The organism is Mycobacterium sp. NPDC006124 (assembly GCF_040614235.1).
GTDB lineage: Bacteria > Actinomycetota > Actinomycetes > Mycobacteriales > Mycobacteriaceae > Mycobacterium.
Genome location: NZ_JBEXUA010000001.1, coordinates 632,898 through 653,290, shown reverse-complemented (window position 1 = coordinate 653,290; position 20,393 = coordinate 632,898). Strand labels below are relative to the sequence as shown.

18 protein-coding genes are annotated in these 20,393 nt (G+C 69.3%); 7 read left to right on the top strand and 11 right to left on the bottom strand.

Features of this window, described 5'->3' with window-relative positions:
* Positions 1-34: 34 nt before the first annotated feature.
* Positions 35-724 carry an iron dependent repressor, metal binding and dimerization domain protein gene (locus ABZ195_RS03100; protein ID WP_355214727.1) on the top strand — a complete coding sequence of 230 codons (690 nt, stop codon included), beginning with the start codon at positions 35-37 and terminating at the stop codon, positions 722-724.
* On the opposite strand, the gene ABZ195_RS03095 is transcribed toward ABZ195_RS03100, so the two are convergent.
* Positions 721-1,767 (bottom strand): DUF4192 domain-containing protein, encoded by a 1,047-nt coding sequence (locus ABZ195_RS03095; protein ID WP_355214725.1) that lies wholly within the window; start codon positions 1,765-1,767, stop codon positions 721-723. The two genes, ABZ195_RS03100 and ABZ195_RS03095, sit on opposite strands and share 4 nt — an antisense overlap.
* 193 nt (positions 1,768-1,960) lie before the next feature.
* Here ABZ195_RS03095 and sthA point away from each other — a divergent pair, with 193 nt between their 5' ends.
* Entirely contained in the window at positions 1,961-3,367 is a 1,407-nt protein-coding gene (sthA, locus tag ABZ195_RS03090; protein WP_355214947.1) for a Si-specific NAD(P)(+) transhydrogenase, read from the top strand.
* On the opposite strand, the gene ABZ195_RS03085 is transcribed toward sthA, so the two are convergent.
* The gene (locus tag ABZ195_RS03085) at positions 3,368-4,171 is read right to left on the bottom strand and encodes a trypsin-like serine protease (protein WP_355214724.1); all 804 of its coding nucleotides are present in this window, start codon (positions 4,169-4,171) and stop codon (positions 3,368-3,370) included. It abuts the gene before it with no gap.
* A gap of 148 nt (positions 4,172-4,319) precedes the next feature.
* Between ABZ195_RS03085 and ABZ195_RS03080 the strand changes: the two genes are divergently transcribed.
* Genes ABZ195_RS03080 through ABZ195_RS03070 form a run of 3 tightly spaced genes read left to right on the top strand, consistent with a single transcriptional unit; the run spans position 4,320 to position 7,113 of the window.
* On the top strand, positions 4,320-5,303 hold the full coding sequence (locus ABZ195_RS03080; RefSeq protein WP_355214722.1) for a PAC2 family protein: 984 nt from the start codon (positions 4,320-4,322) through the stop codon (positions 5,301-5,303).
* A 54-nt stretch (positions 5,304-5,357) separates the two neighbouring features.
* Positions 5,358-6,380 carry an alpha/beta hydrolase gene (locus ABZ195_RS03075; protein WP_355214720.1) on the top strand — a complete coding sequence of 341 codons (1,023 nt, stop codon included), beginning with the start codon at positions 5,358-5,360 and terminating at the stop codon, positions 6,378-6,380.
* 34 nt (positions 6,381-6,414) lie between these two features.
* Positions 6,415-7,113, top strand: coding sequence for a PhzF family phenazine biosynthesis protein (locus ABZ195_RS03070; RefSeq protein ID WP_355214718.1), 699 nt, complete (start codon positions 6,415-6,417; stop codon positions 7,111-7,113).
* Between the two features lie 4 nt (positions 7,114-7,117).
* Here the strand turns inward: ABZ195_RS03070 and nrdR are convergent, their stop codons facing one another.
* The gene (gene nrdR / locus ABZ195_RS03065) at positions 7,118-7,579 is read right to left on the bottom strand and encodes a transcriptional regulator NrdR (RefSeq protein ID WP_149478881.1); all 462 of its coding nucleotides are present in this window, start codon (positions 7,577-7,579) and stop codon (positions 7,118-7,120) included.
* 86 nt (positions 7,580-7,665) lie between these two features.
* A complete protein-coding gene (locus ABZ195_RS03060; protein ID WP_355214716.1) occupies positions 7,666-8,121 on the bottom strand; it encodes a LysM peptidoglycan-binding domain-containing protein in 456 nt (151 codons plus the stop codon).
* 200 nt (positions 8,122-8,321) lie between these two features.
* Between ABZ195_RS03060 and lexA the strand changes: the two genes are divergently transcribed.
* Positions 8,322-8,990, top strand: coding sequence for a transcriptional repressor LexA (lexA, locus tag ABZ195_RS03055; RefSeq protein ID WP_355214714.1), 669 nt, complete (start codon positions 8,322-8,324; stop codon positions 8,988-8,990).
* A 7-nt stretch (positions 8,991-8,997) separates the two neighbouring features.
* Here lexA and ABZ195_RS03050 read toward each other — a convergent pair whose 3' ends face one another.
* Together ABZ195_RS03050 and ABZ195_RS03045 are read right to left on the bottom strand one after the other, a co-directional pair.
* Positions 8,998-10,998 carry a hypothetical protein gene (locus ABZ195_RS03050; protein WP_355214712.1) on the bottom strand — a complete coding sequence of 667 codons (2,001 nt, stop codon included), beginning with the start codon at positions 10,996-10,998 and terminating at the stop codon, positions 8,998-9,000.
* A gap of 150 nt (positions 10,999-11,148) precedes the next feature.
* On the bottom strand, positions 11,149-12,309 hold the full coding sequence (locus ABZ195_RS03045; RefSeq protein WP_355214710.1) for an acyl-CoA dehydrogenase family protein: 1,161 nt from the start codon (positions 12,307-12,309) through the stop codon (positions 11,149-11,151).
* 138 nt (positions 12,310-12,447) lie between these two features.
* Here ABZ195_RS03045 and ABZ195_RS03040 point away from each other — a divergent pair, with 138 nt between their 5' ends.
* Positions 12,448-14,763 carry a molybdopterin guanine dinucleotide-containing S/N-oxide reductase gene (locus tag ABZ195_RS03040; RefSeq protein ID WP_355214708.1) on the top strand — a complete coding sequence of 772 codons (2,316 nt, stop codon included), beginning with the start codon at positions 12,448-12,450 and terminating at the stop codon, positions 14,761-14,763.
* On the opposite strand, the gene ABZ195_RS03035 is transcribed toward ABZ195_RS03040, so the two are convergent.
* The 5 genes from ABZ195_RS03035 to ABZ195_RS03015 form a co-directional block, all read right to left on the bottom strand.
* Positions 14,760-16,127, bottom strand: a complete 1,368-nt coding sequence (locus tag ABZ195_RS03035) for a DEAD/DEAH box helicase (RefSeq protein WP_355214707.1) — start codon at positions 16,125-16,127, stop codon at positions 14,760-14,762. The two genes, ABZ195_RS03040 and ABZ195_RS03035, sit on opposite strands and share 4 nt — an antisense overlap.
* A gap of 281 nt (positions 16,128-16,408) precedes the next feature.
* Positions 16,409-17,806, bottom strand: a complete 1,398-nt coding sequence (gene hflX / locus ABZ195_RS03030; RefSeq protein WP_355214705.1) for a GTPase HflX — start codon at positions 17,804-17,806, stop codon at positions 16,409-16,411.
* 48 nt (positions 17,807-17,854) lie between these two features.
* Positions 17,855-18,724, bottom strand: a complete 870-nt coding sequence (gene dapF / locus ABZ195_RS03025; protein WP_355214704.1) for a diaminopimelate epimerase — start codon at positions 18,722-18,724, stop codon at positions 17,855-17,857.
* A 4-nt stretch (positions 18,725-18,728) separates the two neighbouring features.
* Positions 18,729-19,673, bottom strand: coding sequence for a tRNA (adenosine(37)-N6)-dimethylallyltransferase MiaA (gene miaA / locus ABZ195_RS03020; RefSeq protein ID WP_355214702.1), 945 nt, complete (start codon positions 19,671-19,673; stop codon positions 18,729-18,731).
* Complete coding sequence (locus ABZ195_RS03015; RefSeq protein ID WP_355214700.1) at positions 19,670-20,356, bottom strand: hypothetical protein; 687 nt, start codon at positions 20,354-20,356, stop codon at positions 19,670-19,672. Before ABZ195_RS03015 ends, miaA begins: the two co-directional genes overlap by 4 nt.
* Positions 20,357-20,393 lie beyond the last annotated feature (37 nt).

Below are 20,393 nucleotides of genomic sequence, written 5' to 3'. Positions count from 1 at the left end.
ACCGGTAGACTCGTCATCCAACGGAGGGCTGCGAATGAACGACCTGATCGATACCACCGAAATGTACCTGCGGACCATCTACGACCTCGAGGAAGAGGGCGTAGTGCCGCTGCGGGCCCGCATCGCCGAACGTCTGGAGCAGAGTGGCCCCACCGTCAGTCAGACCGTGTCGCGAATGGAGCGCGACGGCCTGCTGCACGTGGCCGGTGACCGTCACCTCGAGTTGACCGACAAGGGCCGCGCGCTGGCCGTCTCGGTGATGCGCAAGCATCGCCTGGCCGAGCGTCTTCTCGTCGACGTCATCGGCCTGCCGTGGGAAGAAGTGCACGCCGAGGCGTGCCGCTGGGAACACGTCATGAGCGAGGACGTCGAACGGCGCCTGGTCCAGGTGTTGGACAACCCGACCACCTCGCCGTTCGGCAATCCCATTCCCGGGCTCGCCGAGCTCGGGGTCACGATGACCGACGCCGACGACGTCAGCCTGGTGCGCCTCACCGAGTTGCCGACGGGCTTTCCCGTCGCCGTCCGGGTTCGACAGCTCACCGAGCACGTCCAGGGCGACGTCGAGCTGATCGCCCGGCTCAAGGACGCCGGCGTCGTCCCCGATGCCAGGGTCACCGTGCAGGTGAGTGACCACGGCAGCGTGTTGATCGTCATCCCCGGCCACGAACAGGTCGAGCTGCCCCACCACATGGCCCACGCCGTCCGGGTGGAGAAGGTCTAGCCTGCCCGCCTGCCCACGCCTTGGCGCGGCGGTAGGCGGACCCCGAGCCGCTTGGCCAACCGGTAGCCGGTCTGCGCGAGTTCACGGATCTGTTCAGGCCGCATCCCCGACTGCAGCGCCTGATCCAGCATGACCGCCATGCGGTGATTACCGTCGGCGCTCAGCGCCGCCTCCAGCGACACCCCCGCCAGGGGGCCGTCACCGCGGGCGTAAGCCGAAAAGGCAAGCAGGACAAGCGCTTCCACACGCCACGGGTCGGGCAACGATCGCGCCATCAAGGCCCACAACGCCTCGGCGCGGTCAGCTTCCCGCCCCACGGCGAGCGCGTAGAGCGTGTCGCGGACGCGGGTATCGGCGACGGCGCAGCCCACCGCGGCGAGGTCGTCGTCGCCGGGAAGCATGCCCTCCGAGAGCCCGCGCGCCACGGCCATCGCGTGTTCGACGTCATGGCGGGCGTCGGCATCGGGGCGTAGCTCACCGTCGTGTTCGGCCCGCAGCAGCGCCATCCGCAGACCCTCGGCGCGTACGGGGTCGACCGCGACGACGGCCTGCAACTCGGTGCGCCGCGCGTACAGACGGCGCCCGTCGAGTACTGCCGCAGCTGCCATCGGCGACGACATCGGGTCGTCGACCGTCCCCGAGCCGGGCTCGCCGTCGGCGCGGTGCCACCGCCCACCCGCCTCCAGCCGATCCACCACATAGGTGGCCAGCAGTTCGACACCGCGGTCGGCGAGCTGTGCGTCCAGCATCGCCGCCCACCACTGGTGGTCTCCGACGCACATGCGGCACGCCGCGCCGTCCTCGTCGACGATCACGGCGACGGCCGCGGCCGACCCGCTCGTTGCGGCCACGTCGACCATCTGGTCGAGCGGGTCGGCGACGTCGTCGCACAGGTCCATGCGCATGACGCAGCCCAACTGGCCGTCTTCGAAGGTGACCAGGACCAAGGAGTCCTCCGGCACGAAGCCGAGGACGGCGGGTAGGGCAGCCAGCAGTGCGGCGGGTCGGCTCGGGTGGAACTCGGAGGTGCGAAATGTCGTCATGGGCGCAAACCTGGCAGCCGCCACCGTCGCCAGCGGGCCGCGAAACGCGTCGGCTCGGGCCGGCTGTGGACGAACGGGCGTCTGGGGATGAGCCTCCTCGCAGCCCCCGGCTACGCCCGTTGTTCACCTGACGTTGACGTACCCGGCATGCAAGATGACATCGGGCGGCGTACACCTGTTCGTCATGGGTTCCATGCGTGAATACGACCTCGTCGTCATCGGGTCCGGCCCCGGCGGGCAGAAGGCCGCCATCGCCGCGGCGAAGCTCGGCAAGACCGTCGCGGTCGTCGAGCGCGGTCTGATGCTCGGCGGCGTGTGCGTCAACACCGGCACCATTCCGTCCAAGACTCTGCGCGAGGCCGTGGTCTACCTCACCGGGATGAGCCAGCGGGAGCTCTACGGAGCCAGCTATCGGGTCAAGGAGAAGATCACCCCGGCTGACCTTCTGGCCCGGACCCAGCACGTCATCGGCCGCGAGATCGACGTCGTCCGTTCGCAGTTGATGCGCAACCGCGTCGAGCTCTACGTCGGGCACGCGCGCTTCCTCGACGCCCACACCGTGGCGGTGGAGGACCCCGGTCGCGCGGAGAGCATTTCGGTGTCCGGCCGCAACATCGTCATCGCCACCGGCACCAAGCCGCTACGACCCTCCGGTGTCGAGTTCGACGACTCCCGGGTGCTGGACTCCGACGGAATCCTGGACCTGAAGACCATCCCGACCTCCATGGTGGTCGTCGGGGCGGGCGTCATCGGCATCGAGTACGCGTCGATGTTCGCCGCACTGGGCACCAAGGTCACCGTGGTGGAGAAGCGGCCCACCATGCTCGACTTCTGCGATCCCGAGATCGTGGAGGCCCTGCGCTTTCACCTGCGCGATCTGGCCGTCACCTTTCGGTTCGGCGAGGAGGTCACCGGGGTGGACGTCGGATCGACCGGCACCGTCACCACGCTGGCCAGCGGCAAGCAGATCCCGGCCGAGACCGTGATGTACTCCGCCGGCCGGCAGGGCCAGACAGAGCATCTCGACTTGGCCGCCGCCGGGCTCGAGGCCGACGCCCGCGGCCGGATCTTCGTCGACGACGACTACCAGACCAAGGTCGACCACATCTACGCCGTCGGCGACGTGATCGGGTTCCCCGCACTGGCCGCCACGTCGATGGACCAGGGCAGGCTCGCGGCTTACCACGCGTTCGGAGAGCCCGCGCACGCCATGACGGACCTGCAGCCCATCGGGATCTACTCCATCCCCGAGGTGTCCTACGTCGGCGCCAGCGAGGTCGACCTGACCAAGGACTCGATCCCCTACGAGGTTGGCGTGTCCCGCTACCGCGAACTGGCCCGCGGCCAGATCGCCGGCGACTCCTACGGCATGCTCAAGCTGCTGGTCTCCACCGAGGATCTCAAACTCCTCGGGGTGCACATCTTCGGCACCAATGCCACGGAGATGGTGCACATCGGCCAGGCGGTGATGGGGTGCGGGGGCACAGTGGAATACCTCGTCGACGCGGTCTTCAACTACCCGACGTTCTCCGAGGCCTACAAGGTCGCGGCGCTGGACGTGATGAACAAGCTGCGGGCACTGAGCCAGTTCAAGGCCTGATCAGCAGTCGTCCTCGAAGGCCGACGGGGCGTCGTCGGCCGGTCCCCCGGCCTCGGCCCGCACGAGCAGGTCGAGCACCGCCGTGCCGAAGGGGGGCGTGTAGGAGACGGTCTCGTCGCATCCCCCGCCGTCCAGACCTCCGGTGACGCCGACGACGGTGCTGCCCGTCAACCAGGGCGACCCGCTGGTGCCGTCGACGAGACCGGCACATCGGATCTCGGGATAGCCGCGGTCCATCGCGACGCGGGCGGTGCATCCCACCGGTGCTCCCCCGACGCCGAGTCCGTAACCAGTCACGGCGACGTCGACGCCCGCGGATGGGCTCGACCCGAGCGTCAGCCCGCCGCCGACCGCGCTCTCGACCGACGCGTCGTCGGGCCGACTCACCCGGACGACGGCGAAGTCGGCGAGCGGATCCTGCGCCGCCATCCAGCGCGGGTCCAGATAGACCTCGTCCACGTGCCAGAACTGCTGCGGGGCCGCACTGTCGGAGAACGCGGGCACGAACCACCCCTCGACCCCGCCGACCATGCAGTGCGCCGCGGTCAAGATGAGGTCGGCCGTGCTGGAGTGCACCACGGAGGCCGAACACGTGTGCAGCGACTGCCCGCCGAGGAATATCGCCCCGACCCGCGGATTCGGTGCCTCGGGTACCGCGGTGACGGTCGCCACGACCGTCGGCGTCCGCGACGTCACGTGCGACGCCGAGGAGGTCGTCGTCGACTGCGACGACGAGCCGGGCGCACCGCACGCCGCCACCAGAACCGCCACGGCGGCGAAGGAAACGAGGCTGGCGTGACGCATGATCGTCTGATCTTGCCCGATGAAGCTGGATGGGGCCGGGCGTGGCGGAATGGCTCCCCACCCACCGGTTGTTCCACCCAAGCGAGGGGCCGCACTGGCGGGATCCGCGAAGTGCGGGACACTGGAGGTCACGAGGAGGCGAGGCCGCATGGCTGATCACCCAGAAAATCCTGGACAGCACTATCAACCAGAGCAGACCGGCATCTACGAGCTGGAGTTCCCCGCTCCGCAACTGTCGTCGGAGGACGGTCGCGGGCCAGTGATGATCCACGCGCTGGAGGGATTCTCCGACGCAGGCCACGTGATCAAGATCGCCGCGGCGCATCTCAAGGACTCGCTCGACACCGAACTGGTTGCGTCGTTCGCGATCGACGAGTTGCTGGACTACCGCTCCCGGCGCCCGCTGATGACGTTCAAGACCGACCACTTCACCCACTACGACGATCCCGAGCTGAACCTCTATGCGTTGCACGACAGCGTCGGCACGCCCTTTCTGCTGCTCGCCGGTCTCGAACCCGACCTCCGTTGGGAGCGCTTCATCACCGCCGTGCGGTTGCTGGCCGAGCGTCTCGGCGTGCGTCAGGTCATCGGCCTCGGCACCATTCCGATGGCGGTGCCGCACACCCGGCCGATCACGATGACCGCGCACTCCACCGACAAGGACCTGATCGCCGAGCACCAGCCGTGGGTGGGCGAGGTCCAGGTGCCCGCCAGTGTGTCCAACCTGCTCGAATACCGGATGACCCAGCACGGTCACGACGCCGTCGGCTACACGGTTCACGTGCCGCACTACCTGGCCCAGACGGACTATCCCCCGGCCGCCGAGGCACTCCTGGAACAGGTTGCCAAGACGGCGTCGCTGCGTCTTCCCCTGGGACCGCTGGCCGAGGCGGGAATGGAGGTCCACGGCAAGATCAACGAACAGGTATCCTCGAGTGAGGAGGTCGCTCAAGTGGTGACCGCGCTGGAGCACCAGTACGATGCTTTCGTTGCTGCCCAAGAGAACCGATCCCTGCTGGCGCGCGACGAGGACTTGCCGAGTGGCGAGGAGCTCGGCGCCGAATTCGAACGGTTCCTCGCCGAGCAGACTGGCGACGACTCCGCGGGCGGGGACGGCGAGAGCAGGTCCTGATCGGCCGCCCGACCGGTACCGGTCGAGTCGGCCCCGACGACGAAGTTGGTAATCGTGACGGAGCGAAAGCCCAATCTACGGCCCGTGCGCGAGCTCACTCCGACGCTGCACTACAAGACCATCCACGGGTATCGGCGCGCATACCGGATCGCCGGCTCCGGGCCGGTCATCCTGCTCATTCACGGCATCGGCGACAATTCCACCACGTGGAGCACGGTGCAATCCAAGCTCGCACAGCGGTTCACGGTCATCGCGCCCGACCTACTGGGCCACGGGAAGTCGGACAAGCCCCGCGCCGACTACTCGGTGGCGGCCTATGCCAACGGCATGCGCGACCTCCTCAGCGTTCTGGGCGTGGAACGGGTGACCGTGGTCGGACATTCACTCGGCGGGGGTGTCGCGATGCAGTTCGCGTACCAGTTCCCGCAACTCGTCGACCGGCTGATCTTGGTGGGCGCTGGCGGGGTGACCAAGGACGTCAACGTGGCGTTGCGCATCGCCTCGCTCCCCCTTGGCACCGAGGCTCTGGCCCTGCTGCGCCTACCGCTGGTGTTGCCTGCCCTACGACTGGTCGGGCGCCTCGGTGGGCCGCTTCTCGGTTCAACCGGGGTCGGTCGCGACATTCCGGACATGCTCAGGATCTTGGCCGACCTGCCCGAGCCCACGGCATCGTCGGCGTTCGCCAGGACCTTGCGCGCGGTGGTCGACCGGCGCGGACAGGTCGTGACCATGCTCGATCGATGTTATTTGACCGAATCCGTTCCCGTACAACTGATTTGGGGCTCTCAGGACTCGGTGATCCCGGTCAGCCATGCCCGGATGGCCCACACCGCGATGCCCGGCGCCCAACTCGAGGTGTTCGAGGGATCGGGCCACTTCCCCTTCCACGACGACCCCGACCGCTTCGTCGAGGTGGTCGAGAAGTTCATCGGGGCGACCGACCCCGCGGTCTACGACCAGGAGGCGTTGCGCGATCTGCTGCGCGCCGGGGTCAGCGAAGGCGGACTCACCGGGTCGATCGACACCCGTGTCGCGGTGCTCGACGCCCTCGGCGCCGACGAGCGAAGCGCGACCTGACCACTGACTGGTCGCCCCCACGTAGCATCGCGTCATGACCTTGGACGTGACCGTGTTACGGGTCTTCGCCAACGCCGACGGTGAGTACGGCAACCCGTTGGGTGTCGTCGACGCCAGCCTGGTACCGCCGCCGGACCGGCAACGAGTCGCGGCCCAATTGGGTTACAGCGAAACGATCTTCGTCGACCTGCCATCGGCGGACGCGACGACCACGACGGCGCACGTCTTCACCCCGACGGTGGAACTCCCCTTCGCGGGACACCCGACGGTGGGTGCGTCGTGGTGGCTGAAGGAACGCGGCACTCCCGTCAACACGCTTCAGGTACCCGCGGGGGTGGTGCCGGTGGCCTACGACCGGTACGCCGACGGCGAGTTCACCGCGGTCAGTGCGCGCGCGGACTGGGCGCCCGACTTCGCGATCTACGACATGGGCTCGGTCGACGAGGTGCTTGCCGCCGATCCCGACGACTACCGCGACGCGGTCGAGCACTACATCTGGGCGTGGGTCGACGAAGGCGAGGGACGGATCCGTTCGCGAATGTTCGCCAGCGACCTGGGCATTCCGGAGGACGAGGCCACCGGCGCCGGCGCGGTCCGCATCACCGACCGTCTCGGCCGCGACCTGATCATCACCCAAGGCAAGGGTTCGGAGCTTCGGACGGGGTGGAGCGCAGACGGCTGGGTGACGGTCGCCGGCCGGGTCGTCGACGACGGCGTACGCCGACTCGACTAGGACGTCAGGTCGACGCCACGCCCCGGTGGGCGCGCAGCGCCTCGATCTCGCGTTCGAAGTCTGCCGCCGACGAGAACGACCGGTAGACCGACGCGAAGCGCAAGTAGGCCACTTCGTCCAGGTCGCGAAGCGGGCCGAGAATGGCCAAACCCACCTCGTTGCTGGGGATCTCCGGCGAACCGGCGGCACGCACGGCATCCTCCACCTGCTGGGCCAACAGGTTCAGGGCGTCGTCGTCGACGTCGCGGCCCTGGCAGGCGCGTCGCACACCCTTGATGACCTTTTCGCGGCTGAACGGTTCGGTGACACCGCTGCGCTTGACGACCGCGAGGACGGCGGTCTCGACGGTGGTGAACCGACGGCCACACTCCGGGCAGGACCGGCGGCGTCGAATCGCCTGGCCCTCATCGGCTTCGCGCGAATCCACCACCCGCGAATCGGGATGACGGCAGAACGGACAGTGCATCTCCGCTCCTTCGCCGCACGAACCTACTCCGGTCGCATACGAGCCTACCGTTGCACGGCAGCGATATTGACGGCGCATGCCGGGGATCACCCAACCGGCGCGATGAGCGTCTGCCCGGCGTCGACCGCGGCCGTCTTCAACTCGTTGAGGTCGCGGATCTCGTCGACCACCGCACCCACCGAGGCGTCGGGGGCAATGCGCTGGGCCAGCTGCTCCAGCGATTCGCCGGCCTGGACCTGCACCACGGCGAGCCGCGGCGGGGTGGTGGCGGGCGACTCCGGGGCCGCCATCTCCGCAACGAGTCCGAGCCACACCGTGATGGCGGCCGCGACGAGTGCCAGCAACACGGTCGCCAGCGGGGTGACCTTCTTGCGGCGGTGGGACGCCCGTGACATCAGGACACCGGTGCCCCGGTAGTCGATGGGCGTACCCGCGGGCCGGTGCGGCTGCGGACCGCGCCGCGCACCAGGCGAGGTACGCCGCACCGGCCGCATGGGCCGCACGACGAGGTCGGTGGGGTCTTCTCGGGTGATGATCGTCATCTCGCGGGCCTTTCCAGTGGGTCTCGGTTCGCTCTTGTGTTCGAATGTTAATCGCTCAGGTGTTCGATGACTAGAACACGTGATCGAACTGTTGCAAACCGTAGCGGGACCCACCGACAAGTCCGCGCGTGACGACTGGAGCGCGACACGCGTCGAACACATGTTTGATTCCGTGCCGTGGGGCGACTACATTCGGCGCCATGAGCGACAGCAACGACACGGTTCTGACCGAACGTCAGCGCACCATCCTGGAGGTCATCCGCACGTCGGTGATGACCCGTGGATATCCGCCCAGCATCCGCGAGATCGGCGACGCCGTCGGTTTGACCTCGACGTCGTCGGTCGCCCACCAACTCCGCACGCTGGAGCGCAAGGGCTACCTACGTCGCGACGCGAACCGGCCCCGCGCCGTCGACGTCCGCGCGGTCGACGATCCGTCGCGGCAGCCTCCCGCCACGGTCACCACCGACGTCGCCGGGTCCGACGCACTGCCCGTACCGACGTTCGTGCCAGTCTTGGGCCGCATCGCGGCCGGCGGACCGATCCTGGCCGAGGAAGCCGTCGAAGACGTCTTCCCACTGCCGCGTGAACTCGTCGGCGAGGGTTCCTTGTTCCTGCTGAAGGTGGTCGGCGAATCGATGGTCGACGCAGCGATCTGCGATGGTGACTGGGTCGTGATCCGTCAGCAGAACGTCGCCGACAACGGCGACATCGTGGCGGCCATGATCGACGGCGAGGCCACCGTCAAGACCTTCAAACGCACGAGCGGCCAGGTGTGGTTGATGCCGCACAACCCGGCCTTCGACCCGATTCCCGGCAACGACGCAGCCATCCTCGGCAAGGTGGTCACCGTGATCCGCAAGGTCTAGCTCACCGCTAGCCCTTGGCGAAACCGTTCGTCAGCGCGAATTCCTCACTGGCGAACCATATCTCGGGTTCGACGTCGTCGTACCCGCCGCTGCCCGGTGTCCAATACAGGCCCGTCTTGGTATCGGCCTTGATCGGATACCCGGAGGGGGCGTCACGGTCACCTCGGGCGAGTCGCAGCGACGGCTCGGCCACCACCGGCTCCGCGAGGTGGATGGCCGCATGCCGACCGCTGGGCGGGCCACTGTCGAATTCCGGTTCGGGCTGCGCCTCATCGTCCACGACGGGCTCCTCGACGACGGGCTCGACCATGATGACGGGATCGGCGGTGGTGACGGAATCAGGCTCGTCCAGATCGGAGAACCACGGCGCCTCGGGTTCGTCCCCGGTCGTCGCGACGATCGGTGTCGGGGCGGTGTCGATGGCGTCCTGGTCGTCCGACAGATCGGCTACGAAGCCGTCGTGGGTCTCCCCGTCGGCCGTCGGGGAACCGTCCCCGTGCTCATCGGCGGGCATCGCCCAGCTGCTGCGTCGCCCCTCCGAGTCGGCGCCGTGCTCGCCCACGGGGATGGGTCCGGAGTGTTCCTCCAGGTAGTCGTCCTCGTCGTAATCGTCGTCGTAATCGTCGTCGAACTCGTCGCGCGAGGCGCGGTCATGGCGGCGGCGGTTCAGCAGCACGGCGGCCGCCACCACCCCGATCAGGATCAGCACCGGCACGATGCCCAGCAGCCACCACACGTTGGGCCGGAACCACCCGGACCCGCCGTCCGAGCTCGCGGCGGGGGCGGCCGACGCCTCCGGCGACGTGGCACCGGGCACCTCGAGCCCCTTGAGCTGAGACTGCAGGCTGGCCGGCTCGGTGGTGAACTCGTTGGTCGTCTTGTTCCACGAGACGGCACCGCCGCTGAACTTCTGGGTGACGACGTCGCCGTCGACGCTCTGGTCGGCCGTCGGAGCGCCCAGCTGCCCCGTGGCGCCACCGAGCTTCGTCCAGGCCGCGTTCATCGCCCCCCGCACGATCACCGCGCCGAAGTCGGGCGTCCAGAAGATCACCGGCTTGTCCGCGGCAGCGAAGCTGGCGACCTTGCTCATGGGCGCCAGACCACCGTCGGTTTCGTCGCCGGTGGGGAATCCGAGGTCACCCTCGGGCCCGCCCACGCTTTCGTACTTGGCCAGTACCTGTCCGGTCAGGACGTTGGCGCCCGTCGCGGGGCTGTAGTAGATCTTGCCGCCCGCGAAGTTCTGGCCGGCGCCGTCGGACCCGATGGCGTACTGGTCGCCGTCGGAGGCGCCCAGCGGCCCCAGCGGACCGCCCGCTGCCCTGCGCGCCGTGGCGATGGCCGTCGTCACGTCCCCGGGAATCTCCAGCCCGGCGAGTTGGTCGGCCAGCTCCGGCGGAACGGTGGTGAAGGCGTTGGTCTTGCGGTTCCAGGTGATCTGGCCGCCGGTGAAGGTTTGGCCAATCTCGTCGCCGCGGTAGGTCTCGTCGTCGGTGGGGACGCCGAGCACCCCGGCCGAACCGCCCAGCTTGTCCCACGCGGAGTTGACCGCGCCGCGCACCACGTGCGCACCCGTGTCGGGAGTCCAGAAGATCACCGGACGATCGGCCGCGCTGAAGGTCGTGTTCCGGCTTCCCGGTGCCTTGCCGTCCCCTTCGTCGATGGTCGGAAAGCCGAGGTCGCCGTCGGCCGGCCCGCCCAACGCCTGATACTCGTCGAGGATTGCGCCGGTCATGGCATGCGCACCGGTTTCAGGGGTGAAGAAGATCTTGCCGCCGGCGAAGTTCTGGCCGAAGCCGGCACCCGCCGGATACACGCCGCCGTCCTTGACGCCGAGGGGTCCGGTCGGACCCCCGCCGGCGTCCCAGGCCTGGGTGATCGCGGAGTCGGCGTCGCCCTCGGGCGTGGCCGCCGCGAGGGGTGCGACGAGCAGCACCGCACCCATCACCGCGACGACGACGACGCCTGCGCGTCCGATCGTCCTGCCGAGCCGGGTTCCAAGCCCCGTCATTGCGTGTCCTCCCCAACGAGTTGCGCCGGACTCCCGTGAGTTCCGCGTGCGTCAACTTTGCGTCAGCCGACGTCCATCTTGAGGGATATCCAACCCGTCGGGGCATGTGTCGCGCCAACGGGCCGGCCCAACACGGTGCAGGAAAGTGCGCTAGACACCCAGGCTGCGGCCGATGATCTCCTTCATGATCTCGGTGGTCCCGCCGTAGATCGTCTGAATGCGGGCGTCCAGGAAAGCCCTGGCCACGGGATATTCACGCATGTAGCCATAGCCGCCGTGCAGCTGCAGGCAGCGGTCGTTGAGCTTCACCTGAGCCTCCGTGGCGTACCACTTCGCCATCGCGGCCTGCTCGACGGTCAACTTCTCCTCGAGGTGCAGTCTCACGAACTCGTCGACCATCATCCGGACCACGGTGGCCTCGGTGGCCAGCTCCGCGAGGGTGAACCTGCTGTTTTGGAAGCTTCCGATGGGCTTGCCGAACGCCTTGCGGTCCTTGGCGTACTGCAGCGTCTGCTCGAGCACGGCCTCCATGCCGGCGGCGGCCATGACGGCGATGCTGATGCGCTCCTGGGGCAGGTTCTGCATCAGGTAGACGAATCCCGACCCCTCCTCGCCGAGCAGGTTCTCAGCCGGTACGTGCACGTCGGTGAAGGACAACTCCGCCGTGTCCTGCGCCTCGAGGCCGATCTTGTCGAGATGGCGCCCGCGTTCGAACCCCTCCATCCCCCGCTCGACGACGAGCAGCGAGAAGCCCAGCGCGCCCTTCTCGGGATCGGTGCAGGCGACGACGATGACCAGATCGGCGTTGATGCCGTTGGTGATGAACGTCTTCGAGCCGTTGAGCACCCAGCTGCCGTCCTCCTGCTTGACGGCTCGGGTCTTGATGCCTTGCAGGTCGCTGCCGGTGCCCGGCTCGGTCATGGCGATCGCGGTGATGTACTCACCGGAGCAGAAGCCGGGCAGCCAGCGCTGCTTCTGCTCCTCGGTGGTCAGGCGCAGGAAGTACGGTGCCATGACGTCGTTCTGCAAGGGAAAGCCCAGTCCGCTGAAGCGGCTGGCCGACGTTTCCTCGGTGACGATGACGTTGTAGCGGAAGTCGTCGTTGCCGCCGCCGCCGTACTCCTCGGGCACGGCCATGCCGAGGAACCCCTGCTTGCCGGCCTCCAACCACACCTGCCGGTCGACGATCTTGTTCTTCTCCCACTCGTCGTGGAACGGCGCGACGTGCCGCTCCAGGAACGCGCGGTAGGACTCGCGGAACATGTCGTGCTCCGGCTCGAACAACGTGCGGTCGTACTTGACGGCGCCCATGGCCGACCTCCGTAGGGGGTGAGGGGTGCGAGGTGAGTGGCCTCGACGATATACCACCCAACCGGATGGTTGGCGGATCGCGACCGTGGCGAATTGGTGACCGTCCGCCGATGCCCGCGGCACCCTAGGATCGGCCTGATGGCGAACCCTCCGACGTCACTGACCCACTGGGGTGCGTTCACCGCAGACGTCCGCGACGGCGACATCGCGTCGGTCCAACCGTTCTCCGCCGACGCCGACCCCTCTCCCCTTCTCGGCAATCTCGCGGGCTCGATCCGGCACCGCTCCCGGGTGCAGACACCCGCCATCCGCCGCGGCTGGCTCGAGGACGGGCCAGGCCCCACGACGCGCCGCGGGTCCGACGAGTTCGTGGCCGTGTCGTGGGACGAGCTCACCGAACGGCTCTCCGACGAGCTTCGTCGCATCGTCGACGTCCACGGCAACGAGGCCATCTACGGCGGGTCCTACGGATGGGCCAGTGCCGGCCGCTTCCACCACGCGCAGAGCCAGGTGCACCGGTTCCTCAAGATGCTTGGTGGATATACGTTTTCGCGTCACTCCTACAGCCTGGGTGCGACGGGAGTCATCATGCCGCGCGTCGTCGGCACCCACGACGACCTCTTCCAACGCTCCACCTCGTGGGACGTCGTCGCCGAGCACACCGAGCTGATCGTGGCCTTCGGTGGCATCGGGGTGAAGAACGCCGCCGTCAACGCCGGTGGCACCACCGAGCATCCGACCCGCCATGGGCTGCAACGGGTTCGCGACCGCGGCGGCCAAATCGTGTCGGTGAGCCCGCTGCGCGACGACACCACCGGCGACTGCGACTGGCTGGCCCCCGTGCCCGGCACCGACGTGGCGATCATGCTGGGACTGGCCCACGTATTGGCCACCGAGGGACTCGCCGACCGCGCCTTCCTCGACGGCCACTGCACCGGCTACCCGCGCTTCGAGCGGTACCTTCTGGGCCTCGACGACGGGGTGGCCAAGTCGCCGGGGTGGGCGGCCGAGATCAGCGGGGTTCCCGCCGAGACGCTGGTGGCCCTGGCCCGCCGCATGGCGGCCGCGCGGACGTTGGTGACGGTGAGTTGGTCGCTGCAACGCGCCCGCCATGGCGAGCAAGCACCCTGGATGGGACTGACGCTCGCCGCGATGCTCGGCCAGATCGGCGTGCCGGGCGGCGGATTCGGCCACGGGTACGGATCGCAGAACGAGGTCGGCATGGCGCCGATCCGCTGCCGATTGCCCACGCTGCCACAGGGTCTCAACCCGGTGTCGACGTTCATCCCCGTGGCCGCGGTCAGCGACATGCTGTTGCACCCCGGCGAGGAGTTCGACTTCAACGGCCGCCGACTCACCTACCCGGACGTCAAGTGCGTGTACTGGGCCGGCGGAAACCCGTTCCACCACCACCAGAATCTGCCCCGGCTTCGCCGCGCCCTCGGGCGGGTCGACACCGTCGTCGTGCACGACCCGTACTGGACCGCGATGGCCAAGCACGCCGACGTCGTCGTGCCCTCGACGACGCCGTTCGAACGCGACGACTACTCCGGGTCGCGCAACGACCCGCGTCTGATGGCGATGCCTGCCCTCGCCGAGCCGTACGCCCAGTCCCGCGACGACTACGCGACGTTCTCGGCGATGGCCGACAGACTGGGGTTCGGCGGCGAGTTCACCGAGGGCCGCACCGCCCACGAATGGCTGGTGCACCTGTACCAGACCTGGTCGGCCCAGCTCGACTTCGAGGTGCCGACCTTCGACGAGTTCTGGGCCGCCGGGCACGTCGTGCTGCCGACCGAGGACGGACTCTCACTGCTGGCCGATTTCCGGGCCGACCCGGCGGCCCACCGCCTCGGCACACCCAGCGGGCGCATCGAGATCTTCTCCGAGGACATCGACGGGTTCGGCTACGACGACTGCGCGGGCCATCCCACGTGGTACGAACCGGAGGAATGGCTCCGCGGACCCCGGGCGGCGATCTATCCGCTGCACCTGCTGGCCAACCAGCCCGCGACGCGCCTGCACGGTCAGCTCGACGGCGGGAAGACCAGCCTGGACGCCAAGATCCACGGGCGCGAACCGATTCGCATGCACCCCGACGATGCGCGCGACCGCGGCCTCGTGGCGGGCGAGGTGGTGCGGGTGTTCAACGACCGCGGCGCGTGCCTGGCCGGAGTCGTCGTCGACGACGATCTGCGGCCGGCGGTGGTGCAGTTGTCGACCGGCGCCTGGTACGACCCGCAGGACCCGGCCGACCCGGACGCGATGTGCGTGCACGGCAACCCCAACGTCCTCACCGCGGACGTCGGCACGTCGTCGTTGGCCAAGGGCTGCACCGGCGCTCACGTGCTGGTGGAGGTGGAACGGTACGACGGCCCGCTGCCACCGGTACGCGCCCACCAACCGCCAACCCTCCTCGGGCGGCCCGAAGGCCACCCGAGGGTCGACGACTAGGAGCCGGTCTGTGCCCGGCCGGAGCCGGAGCGCGAACGACGGGGACCGCCGCCGCGACGAGCGTCGCCGCCCGGTCGACCGCCGGCCGCGTTGCCCCGGAACGGAGCACCGTTGCCGCGGCCCGATCCACCGGTGCGACGGTTGCCACCGCGCGAGGTCGGCGGCGTGGCCGGGCGCACCGGCGGCTCGCGGTGGGGTGCGATCTCGCCGACGAGTTCGAGAACGCTCGCCGAGTCCGCTCGCACCTGCTGCGGCGCCGCGGTGATGCCGGCCTTTCGCAGCAATTGCTGGGTGTCCCTGCGCTGGTCGGGCAGCACGACGGTCACGACGTCGCCTGCGCTGCCGGCGCGTGCGGTCCGCCCCGACCGGTGCAGGTAGGCCTTGTGCTCGACGGGCGGGTCGACGTGCACGACGAGTTCGACGTCGTCGACGTGGACGCCGCGTGCGGCGATGTCGGTGGCGACGAGCACGCGCGCGTCACCGGAACTGAACGCCGCGAGGTTGCGGTCGCGGGCCGGCTGGGACAGGTTGCCGTGCAGGTCGACCGACGGAACCCCGGCGTCGGTGAGCTGCTTGGCGAGCTTGCGCGCCTGATGCTTGGTGCGCATGAACAGGATTCGGCGACCGGTGCCCGAGGCGAGCAGGTGCACCAGCTGAGTCTTCTCCTGGGCACCGGCGACGTGGAACACGTGGTGGGTCATGGCCACCGGCGGCGCGTCGATCTCGTCGACGGAGTGCGTGACGGGGTTGCGCAGGAAGCGGTTGACGAGCTTGTCGACGCCGTTGTCCAGGGTCGCCGAGAACAGCAGCCGCTGACCGTTGGCCGGGGTGGCCGCCAGGATGCGCGTCACGCCGGGCAGGAAGCCGAGATCGGCCATGTGGTCGGCCTCGTCGAGCACGGTGATCTGCACCGAGTCCAGCGAGATGTGGCGTTGCTTCATCAGGTCTTCCAGACGTCCGGGGCAGGCGACGACGATGTCGACGCCGGCGCGCAGTGCGGACACCTGACGGCTCTGGGAGACCCCGCCGAAGATGGTGGTGACGTTCATGCCGAGCGCGGCGGCGAGCGGCGCGATGACGGCGGTGATCTGGGTGGCCAGCTCGCGGGTCGGCGCGAGCACCAGACCGGTCGGTTGCGACGGGCGGCGGTGGCCGCCGGCCAGGCGCGACACCAGCGGGATGGAGAAGGCCAGCGTCTTGCCGCTGCCGGTCTTGCCGCGGCCGAGCACGTCGCGCCCGCCGAGCGTGTCGGGCAGTGTGCCGGTCTGGATCGGGAACGGGCTGGCGATGCCCTGGTCGGCGAGGACGCGGCTGACGCGCTCTGGCACACCGAGGGATTCGAAGGTGGGTGCAGCTGAAGTCATGTGTGTGAAGTGCCTTTCGGGCATGGGTGCGGCCGCGTCTGCGCAAGACGTAGAGGGGTCAGGCGAATCCGTGGCTCGATGGGCGAGATTGCCGGTGGGCAAAATCGATCGCCGCGAGAAGAGCTAGTGCTATGCACTGATCACCGATGTGCAGTGGGCCACGTCACTGTGGCCGAAAGCACCGGGAAGATCGAGCGTTCCACGACGTGTTGACGGCGCGAAGCGACACCAACATCGACTCGAACTCTACCGCACGCGAGGGCCGTTGCCGCCGTAGCGGCCTACAACGTGACGAAGTCGGCAAGTGCGGCGGCCAGTGCCGCCGGTACGCGTGCCTTCAACCGGGTGCCGGTCTCGGTGTGCTCGGTCGCGTCGACCCGACCCTCGGCGTGCATGCGGGCGATGAGTTCACCACGTTCGTAGGGAATCGTGACGTCGACGGTGACGTCGGTGGGCTCGACCATCTCGCTCATCCGGCTACGTAGACGGTCGAGTCCGTCGCCGGTGCGGGCCGAGACGAATACGGCGTCGGGCAGCGCGCGTCGCAACTGCGCCAGGCCGAGACCCGTCGCGGCGTCGGTCTTGTTGACCACCAACAACTCTGGGGGTGGGGCGATGTCGTACTCCCGCACCACCTCGTTGACGACCTGACGGACCGCGTTGACCTGAGCCAGCGGGTTGACGTCGGAGCCGTCGATCACGTGGATCAACAGATCGGCGTCGACGACCTCTTCCAGCGTCGACCGGAAGGCCTCCACCAACTGGGTGGGCAGGTGCCGGACGAACCCGACGGTGTCGGTCAGGACGAAGGGCCGACCGTCCTCGAAATATCCACGGCGCGTAGTGGGTTCGAGCGTGGCGAACAACGCGTTCTCGACGAGCACGCCCGCGCCGGTGAGCGCGTTGAGCAGACTCGACTTGCCCGCGTTGGTGTACCCGACGATGGCGACCGACGCCGCGTCACTGCGCAGCCGGCGCCCGCGCTGCGTGTCACGGATCTTCTTCATGTCCTTGATCTCGCGCCGCAGCTTGGACATTCGTTCGCGGATCCGGCGTCGGTCGGTCTCGATCTTCGTCTCACCGGGTCCGCGGGTGCCCACTCCCCCGCCGCTGCCGCCGGCGCCGCCACCTTGGCGCGACATCGACTCGCCCCAGCCGCGCAGCCGCGGCAGCATGTACTCCATCTGCGCGAAGGCGACCTGAGCCTTGCCCTCGGCGGAGGTGGCGTGCTGGGCGAAGATGTCCAGGATCAGCGCGGTGCGGTCGACGACCTTGACCTTGACCGCCTTCTCCAGCGCGTTGAGCTGCCCGGGGGTCAGTTCGCCGTCACAGATGACGGTGTCGGCGCCGGTCGCCACGACGACGTCGCGCAACTCCTTGGCCTTGCCCGAGCCGATGTAGGTTCCCGCGTCTGGCTTGTCGCGCCGCTGCACCATGCCCTCGAGGACCTCGGAGCCGGCCGTCTCGGCGAGTGCGGCGAGTTCGGCCATGCTGGCATCGGCATCGGCAGCGGTCCCGTCGGTCCAGACGCCGACCAGGACGACGCGTTCGAGCCGCAGTTGCCGGTATTCGACCTCGGTGACGTCGGTCAGCTCGGTGGACAGGCCTGCCACCCGGCGCAGCGCCGAGCGGTCGTCGAGGTCGAGTTCGCCCGTGCTGGGCAGTCTGGGAGTCGTCATGTAGTTGGAGATATTGCCCCTCTTAGGTGGTCTCGTGCATCCGAATTTTCACAGCTGGGCTCGCCACCAGTGCTCCGACAGCTCGCCCTGGGCCACCATCACCGACGGTCCGCGAAGGTGGCTGGTGGCGTCGGTGACCGTCACGGTCACCTCCCCGCCGGGTATCCGCACGGTGAGCGTGCCCGTCTCATCGCCCCGATGACGAAGGGCGGCGACCGCGGCCGCCACCGTTCCCGTTCCGCACGAACGGGTTTCGCCGACCCCGCGCTCGTGCACCCGCATCGTCACCACGCCGCCGACCGGTGCGGTGAGCACTTCGACGTTGACGCCGTCGGGAAAGAGGCCCGCGTCGAAGGTGACCGGCGCGGCGACGTCGAGGTCGGCGAGCTCCGGGACGCTGAGTGAGCCGTCGACGCAGGCCAGGTGCGGGTTTCCGACGTCGACCGCCACCCCGTGGAATTCACGTCCGCCGACCGTGGCCGTCGCCGTGCCGAACGCGTTGGCCTTGCCCATGTCGACCGTGACGTCGGCGGACAGGTCGGTGACATCGCGCAGCACCACCTGACGCGGTCCGGCCAACGAGCCGACCACGAATTCGTCGCGGTGCTCGAGTCCGCTCACGCGCAGATAGTGGGCGAACACCCGCACGCCGTTGCCGCACATCTGGGCGATCGACCCGTCGGCGTTGCGGTAGTCCATGTACCAGTCGTCGGGGGCGACGCCGTCGGGAATCCGGTCGAAGACGCCGGCGGCCAGGGCGGCGTCGGCGGTGGTGACCCGCAGGACGCCGTCGGCGCCGAGACCGCGGCGGCGGTCACACAGCGCCGAGACCGACCCCGGGGTCAACGTCACGCGGGCGCCGACGTCGGGCAGCACGACGAAGTCGTTCTCCGTCCCGTGCCCCTTGGCGAACATCACCTGATCAGGATACGTGTCGCCACAGTGCGAGGACGGCGTCGAGGTTGCCGGCGGCGGACCCGTCGAACCAATGGATGCGGTGGTCGCGGCGAAACCAGGATCGCTGTCGCCGCACGTAACGCCTGGTGCCCAGGAAGGTCCGCTCCCTGGCCTCGGCGAGCGCGGCGTCGACGTCCCCGTCCCCGGGGGTCTGGCCGAGCGCGTCGAGCACCTGTGCGTAACCCAGGGCCCGTGAGGCCGTCGTCCCCTCGCGCAGCCCGCGCCGCTGCAGCGCCGCGACCTCCTCGACCAGGCCGTCGTCGAACATCGCGTCGGTACGGCGCCGCAGTCGGTCGTCGAGACACTCTGTCTCCCAATCCAATCCGACGATCAACGTGTCCCAGCGGGGGTCGCCGATCACCGGCGCGCTGGCCGCGAACGGCTGGCCCGTCAACTCGCCGACCTCCAGCGCGCGCACGATGCGGCGGCCGTCGGTGGCCAGGATCGACGCCGCGGCCTCGGGGTCGAGGGTGGCCAGTTCGGCGTGCAGGGCGGTGACGCCGACGTCGGCGAGCCTGGCCTCCCACCGGGCGCGCACGCCGGGGTCGGTCGCGGGGAACGCCCACTCGTCGAGCAGCGACTGAACGTAGAGCATGGAGCCGCCGACGATCACCGGCACCGCCCCGCGAGCCAGGATGCCCTCGACGTCGGCGGTGGCCGCGGTCTGGTAGCGACCGACGGTCGCGGTCTCGGTGACGTCCAGGACGTCGAGCTGGTGGTGCTCGATCCCCCGTCGGCGGTCCACCGGCAGCTTCGCGGTGCCGATGTCCATGCCGCGGTAGAGCTGCATCGCGTCGGCGTTGACGATCTCCCCGCCGAGCCGCTCCGCGAGGTCCAATGCCAAGTCGCTCTTGCCGGTGCCCGTCGGCCCGACGACGGCGACGGGCCGGGTGGTCGCGGTGGGGGTCACCGCCGCCAGGTCCCGACCGCGTACCCGACGCCGTAGGGGGCGCCGCGGTACAGCTCGCCCGTGCGCCACGGCGAGGACCCGGCCAGACCAGCGAGCACCTGGTAGGCCACCCGGCCGACGACGGCGTCGGGCAAACGCGTCAGAGCGTCGACGTCGCCCGCCGCGAGCGCGTCGTCGAGGCCGGTCTGGACGGCGACCGACGCGGGGTCGTACCCGCCCGGCGCCGAGGCGGTGAGCGTGTTCGCCCCGTCGGCGACGACCAGCACCCCGACGGGATCGGAGATCGCGTCGGCCTCGGCGCGCAGGGCCCGGCCGCGGGCCAGTGCGGCCTCGACGGTGTGGTCGTGGGCGTAGACCCACGCCTCGGCGCTGGCCGCCGATGCGTACGTCGTGCGGATCCACGCCGCGACGAGGGCACACAGCGGCAGGGGCTTCGGGGCGGCGGCGACGTGCTCGGACAGCGCGACCCGGACGTCGGCGCCGTAGCCACCGAAGGTTCCTACCGTCGCGGGACCGATCACGTCGTCTCGCGCGCCGACACCGACGACGAACCAGCGGTCGGGCAGCTCGGCGGCCGCGTGCGCCACCGCGGTCGCGAGATCGCGCAGTTCAGGGGCCGCGCCGGTCGCCAGTTCGGGGACCAGGACGGGCGCCGACGGGACGTGGGCGATGGCGGTGAGCACGCCTTCACGCTAGCCAGTGCGGTGGCCGGGGAGCCCC

Coding starts and splice junctions, on each gene's coding strand:
- lexA (WP_355214714.1), top strand. CDS start 8,322: ATGAGCGACAGCAACGACACGGTTCTGACCGAACGTCAGCGCACCATC.
- ABZ195_RS03095 (WP_355214725.1), bottom strand. CDS start 1,767: ATGACGACATTTCGCACCTCCGAGTTCCACCCGAGCCGACCCGCCGCA.
- ABZ195_RS03035 (WP_355214707.1), bottom strand. CDS start 16,127: ATGACTTCAGCTGCACCCACCTTCGAATCCCTCGGTGTGCCAGAGCGC.
- nrdR (WP_149478881.1), bottom strand. CDS start 7,579: ATGCACTGTCCGTTCTGCCGTCATCCCGATTCGCGGGTGGTGGATTCG.
- ABZ195_RS03085 (WP_355214724.1), bottom strand. CDS start 4,171: ATGCGTCACGCCAGCCTCGTTTCCTTCGCCGCCGTGGCGGTTCTGGTG.
- ABZ195_RS03080 (WP_355214722.1), top strand. CDS start 4,320: ATGGCTGATCACCCAGAAAATCCTGGACAGCACTATCAACCAGAGCAG.
- ABZ195_RS03060 (WP_355214716.1), bottom strand. CDS start 8,121: ATGACGATCATCACCCGAGAAGACCCCACCGACCTCGTCGTGCGGCCC.
- sthA (WP_355214947.1), top strand. CDS start 1,961: ATGCGTGAATACGACCTCGTCGTCATCGGGTCCGGCCCCGGCGGGCAG.
- ABZ195_RS03100 (WP_355214727.1), top strand. CDS start 35: ATGAACGACCTGATCGATACCACCGAAATGTACCTGCGGACCATCTAC.
- ABZ195_RS03070 (WP_355214718.1), top strand. CDS start 6,415: ATGACCTTGGACGTGACCGTGTTACGGGTCTTCGCCAACGCCGACGGT.
- ABZ195_RS03040 (WP_355214708.1), top strand. CDS start 12,448: ATGGCGAACCCTCCGACGTCACTGACCCACTGGGGTGCGTTCACCGCA.
- hflX (WP_355214705.1), bottom strand. CDS start 17,806: ATGACGACTCCCAGACTGCCCAGCACGGGCGAACTCGACCTCGACGAC.
- ABZ195_RS03045 (WP_355214710.1), bottom strand. CDS start 12,309: ATGGGCGCCGTCAAGTACGACCGCACGTTGTTCGAGCCGGAGCACGAC.
- ABZ195_RS03050 (WP_355214712.1), bottom strand. CDS start 10,998: ATGACGGGGCTTGGAACCCGGCTCGGCAGGACGATCGGACGCGCAGGC.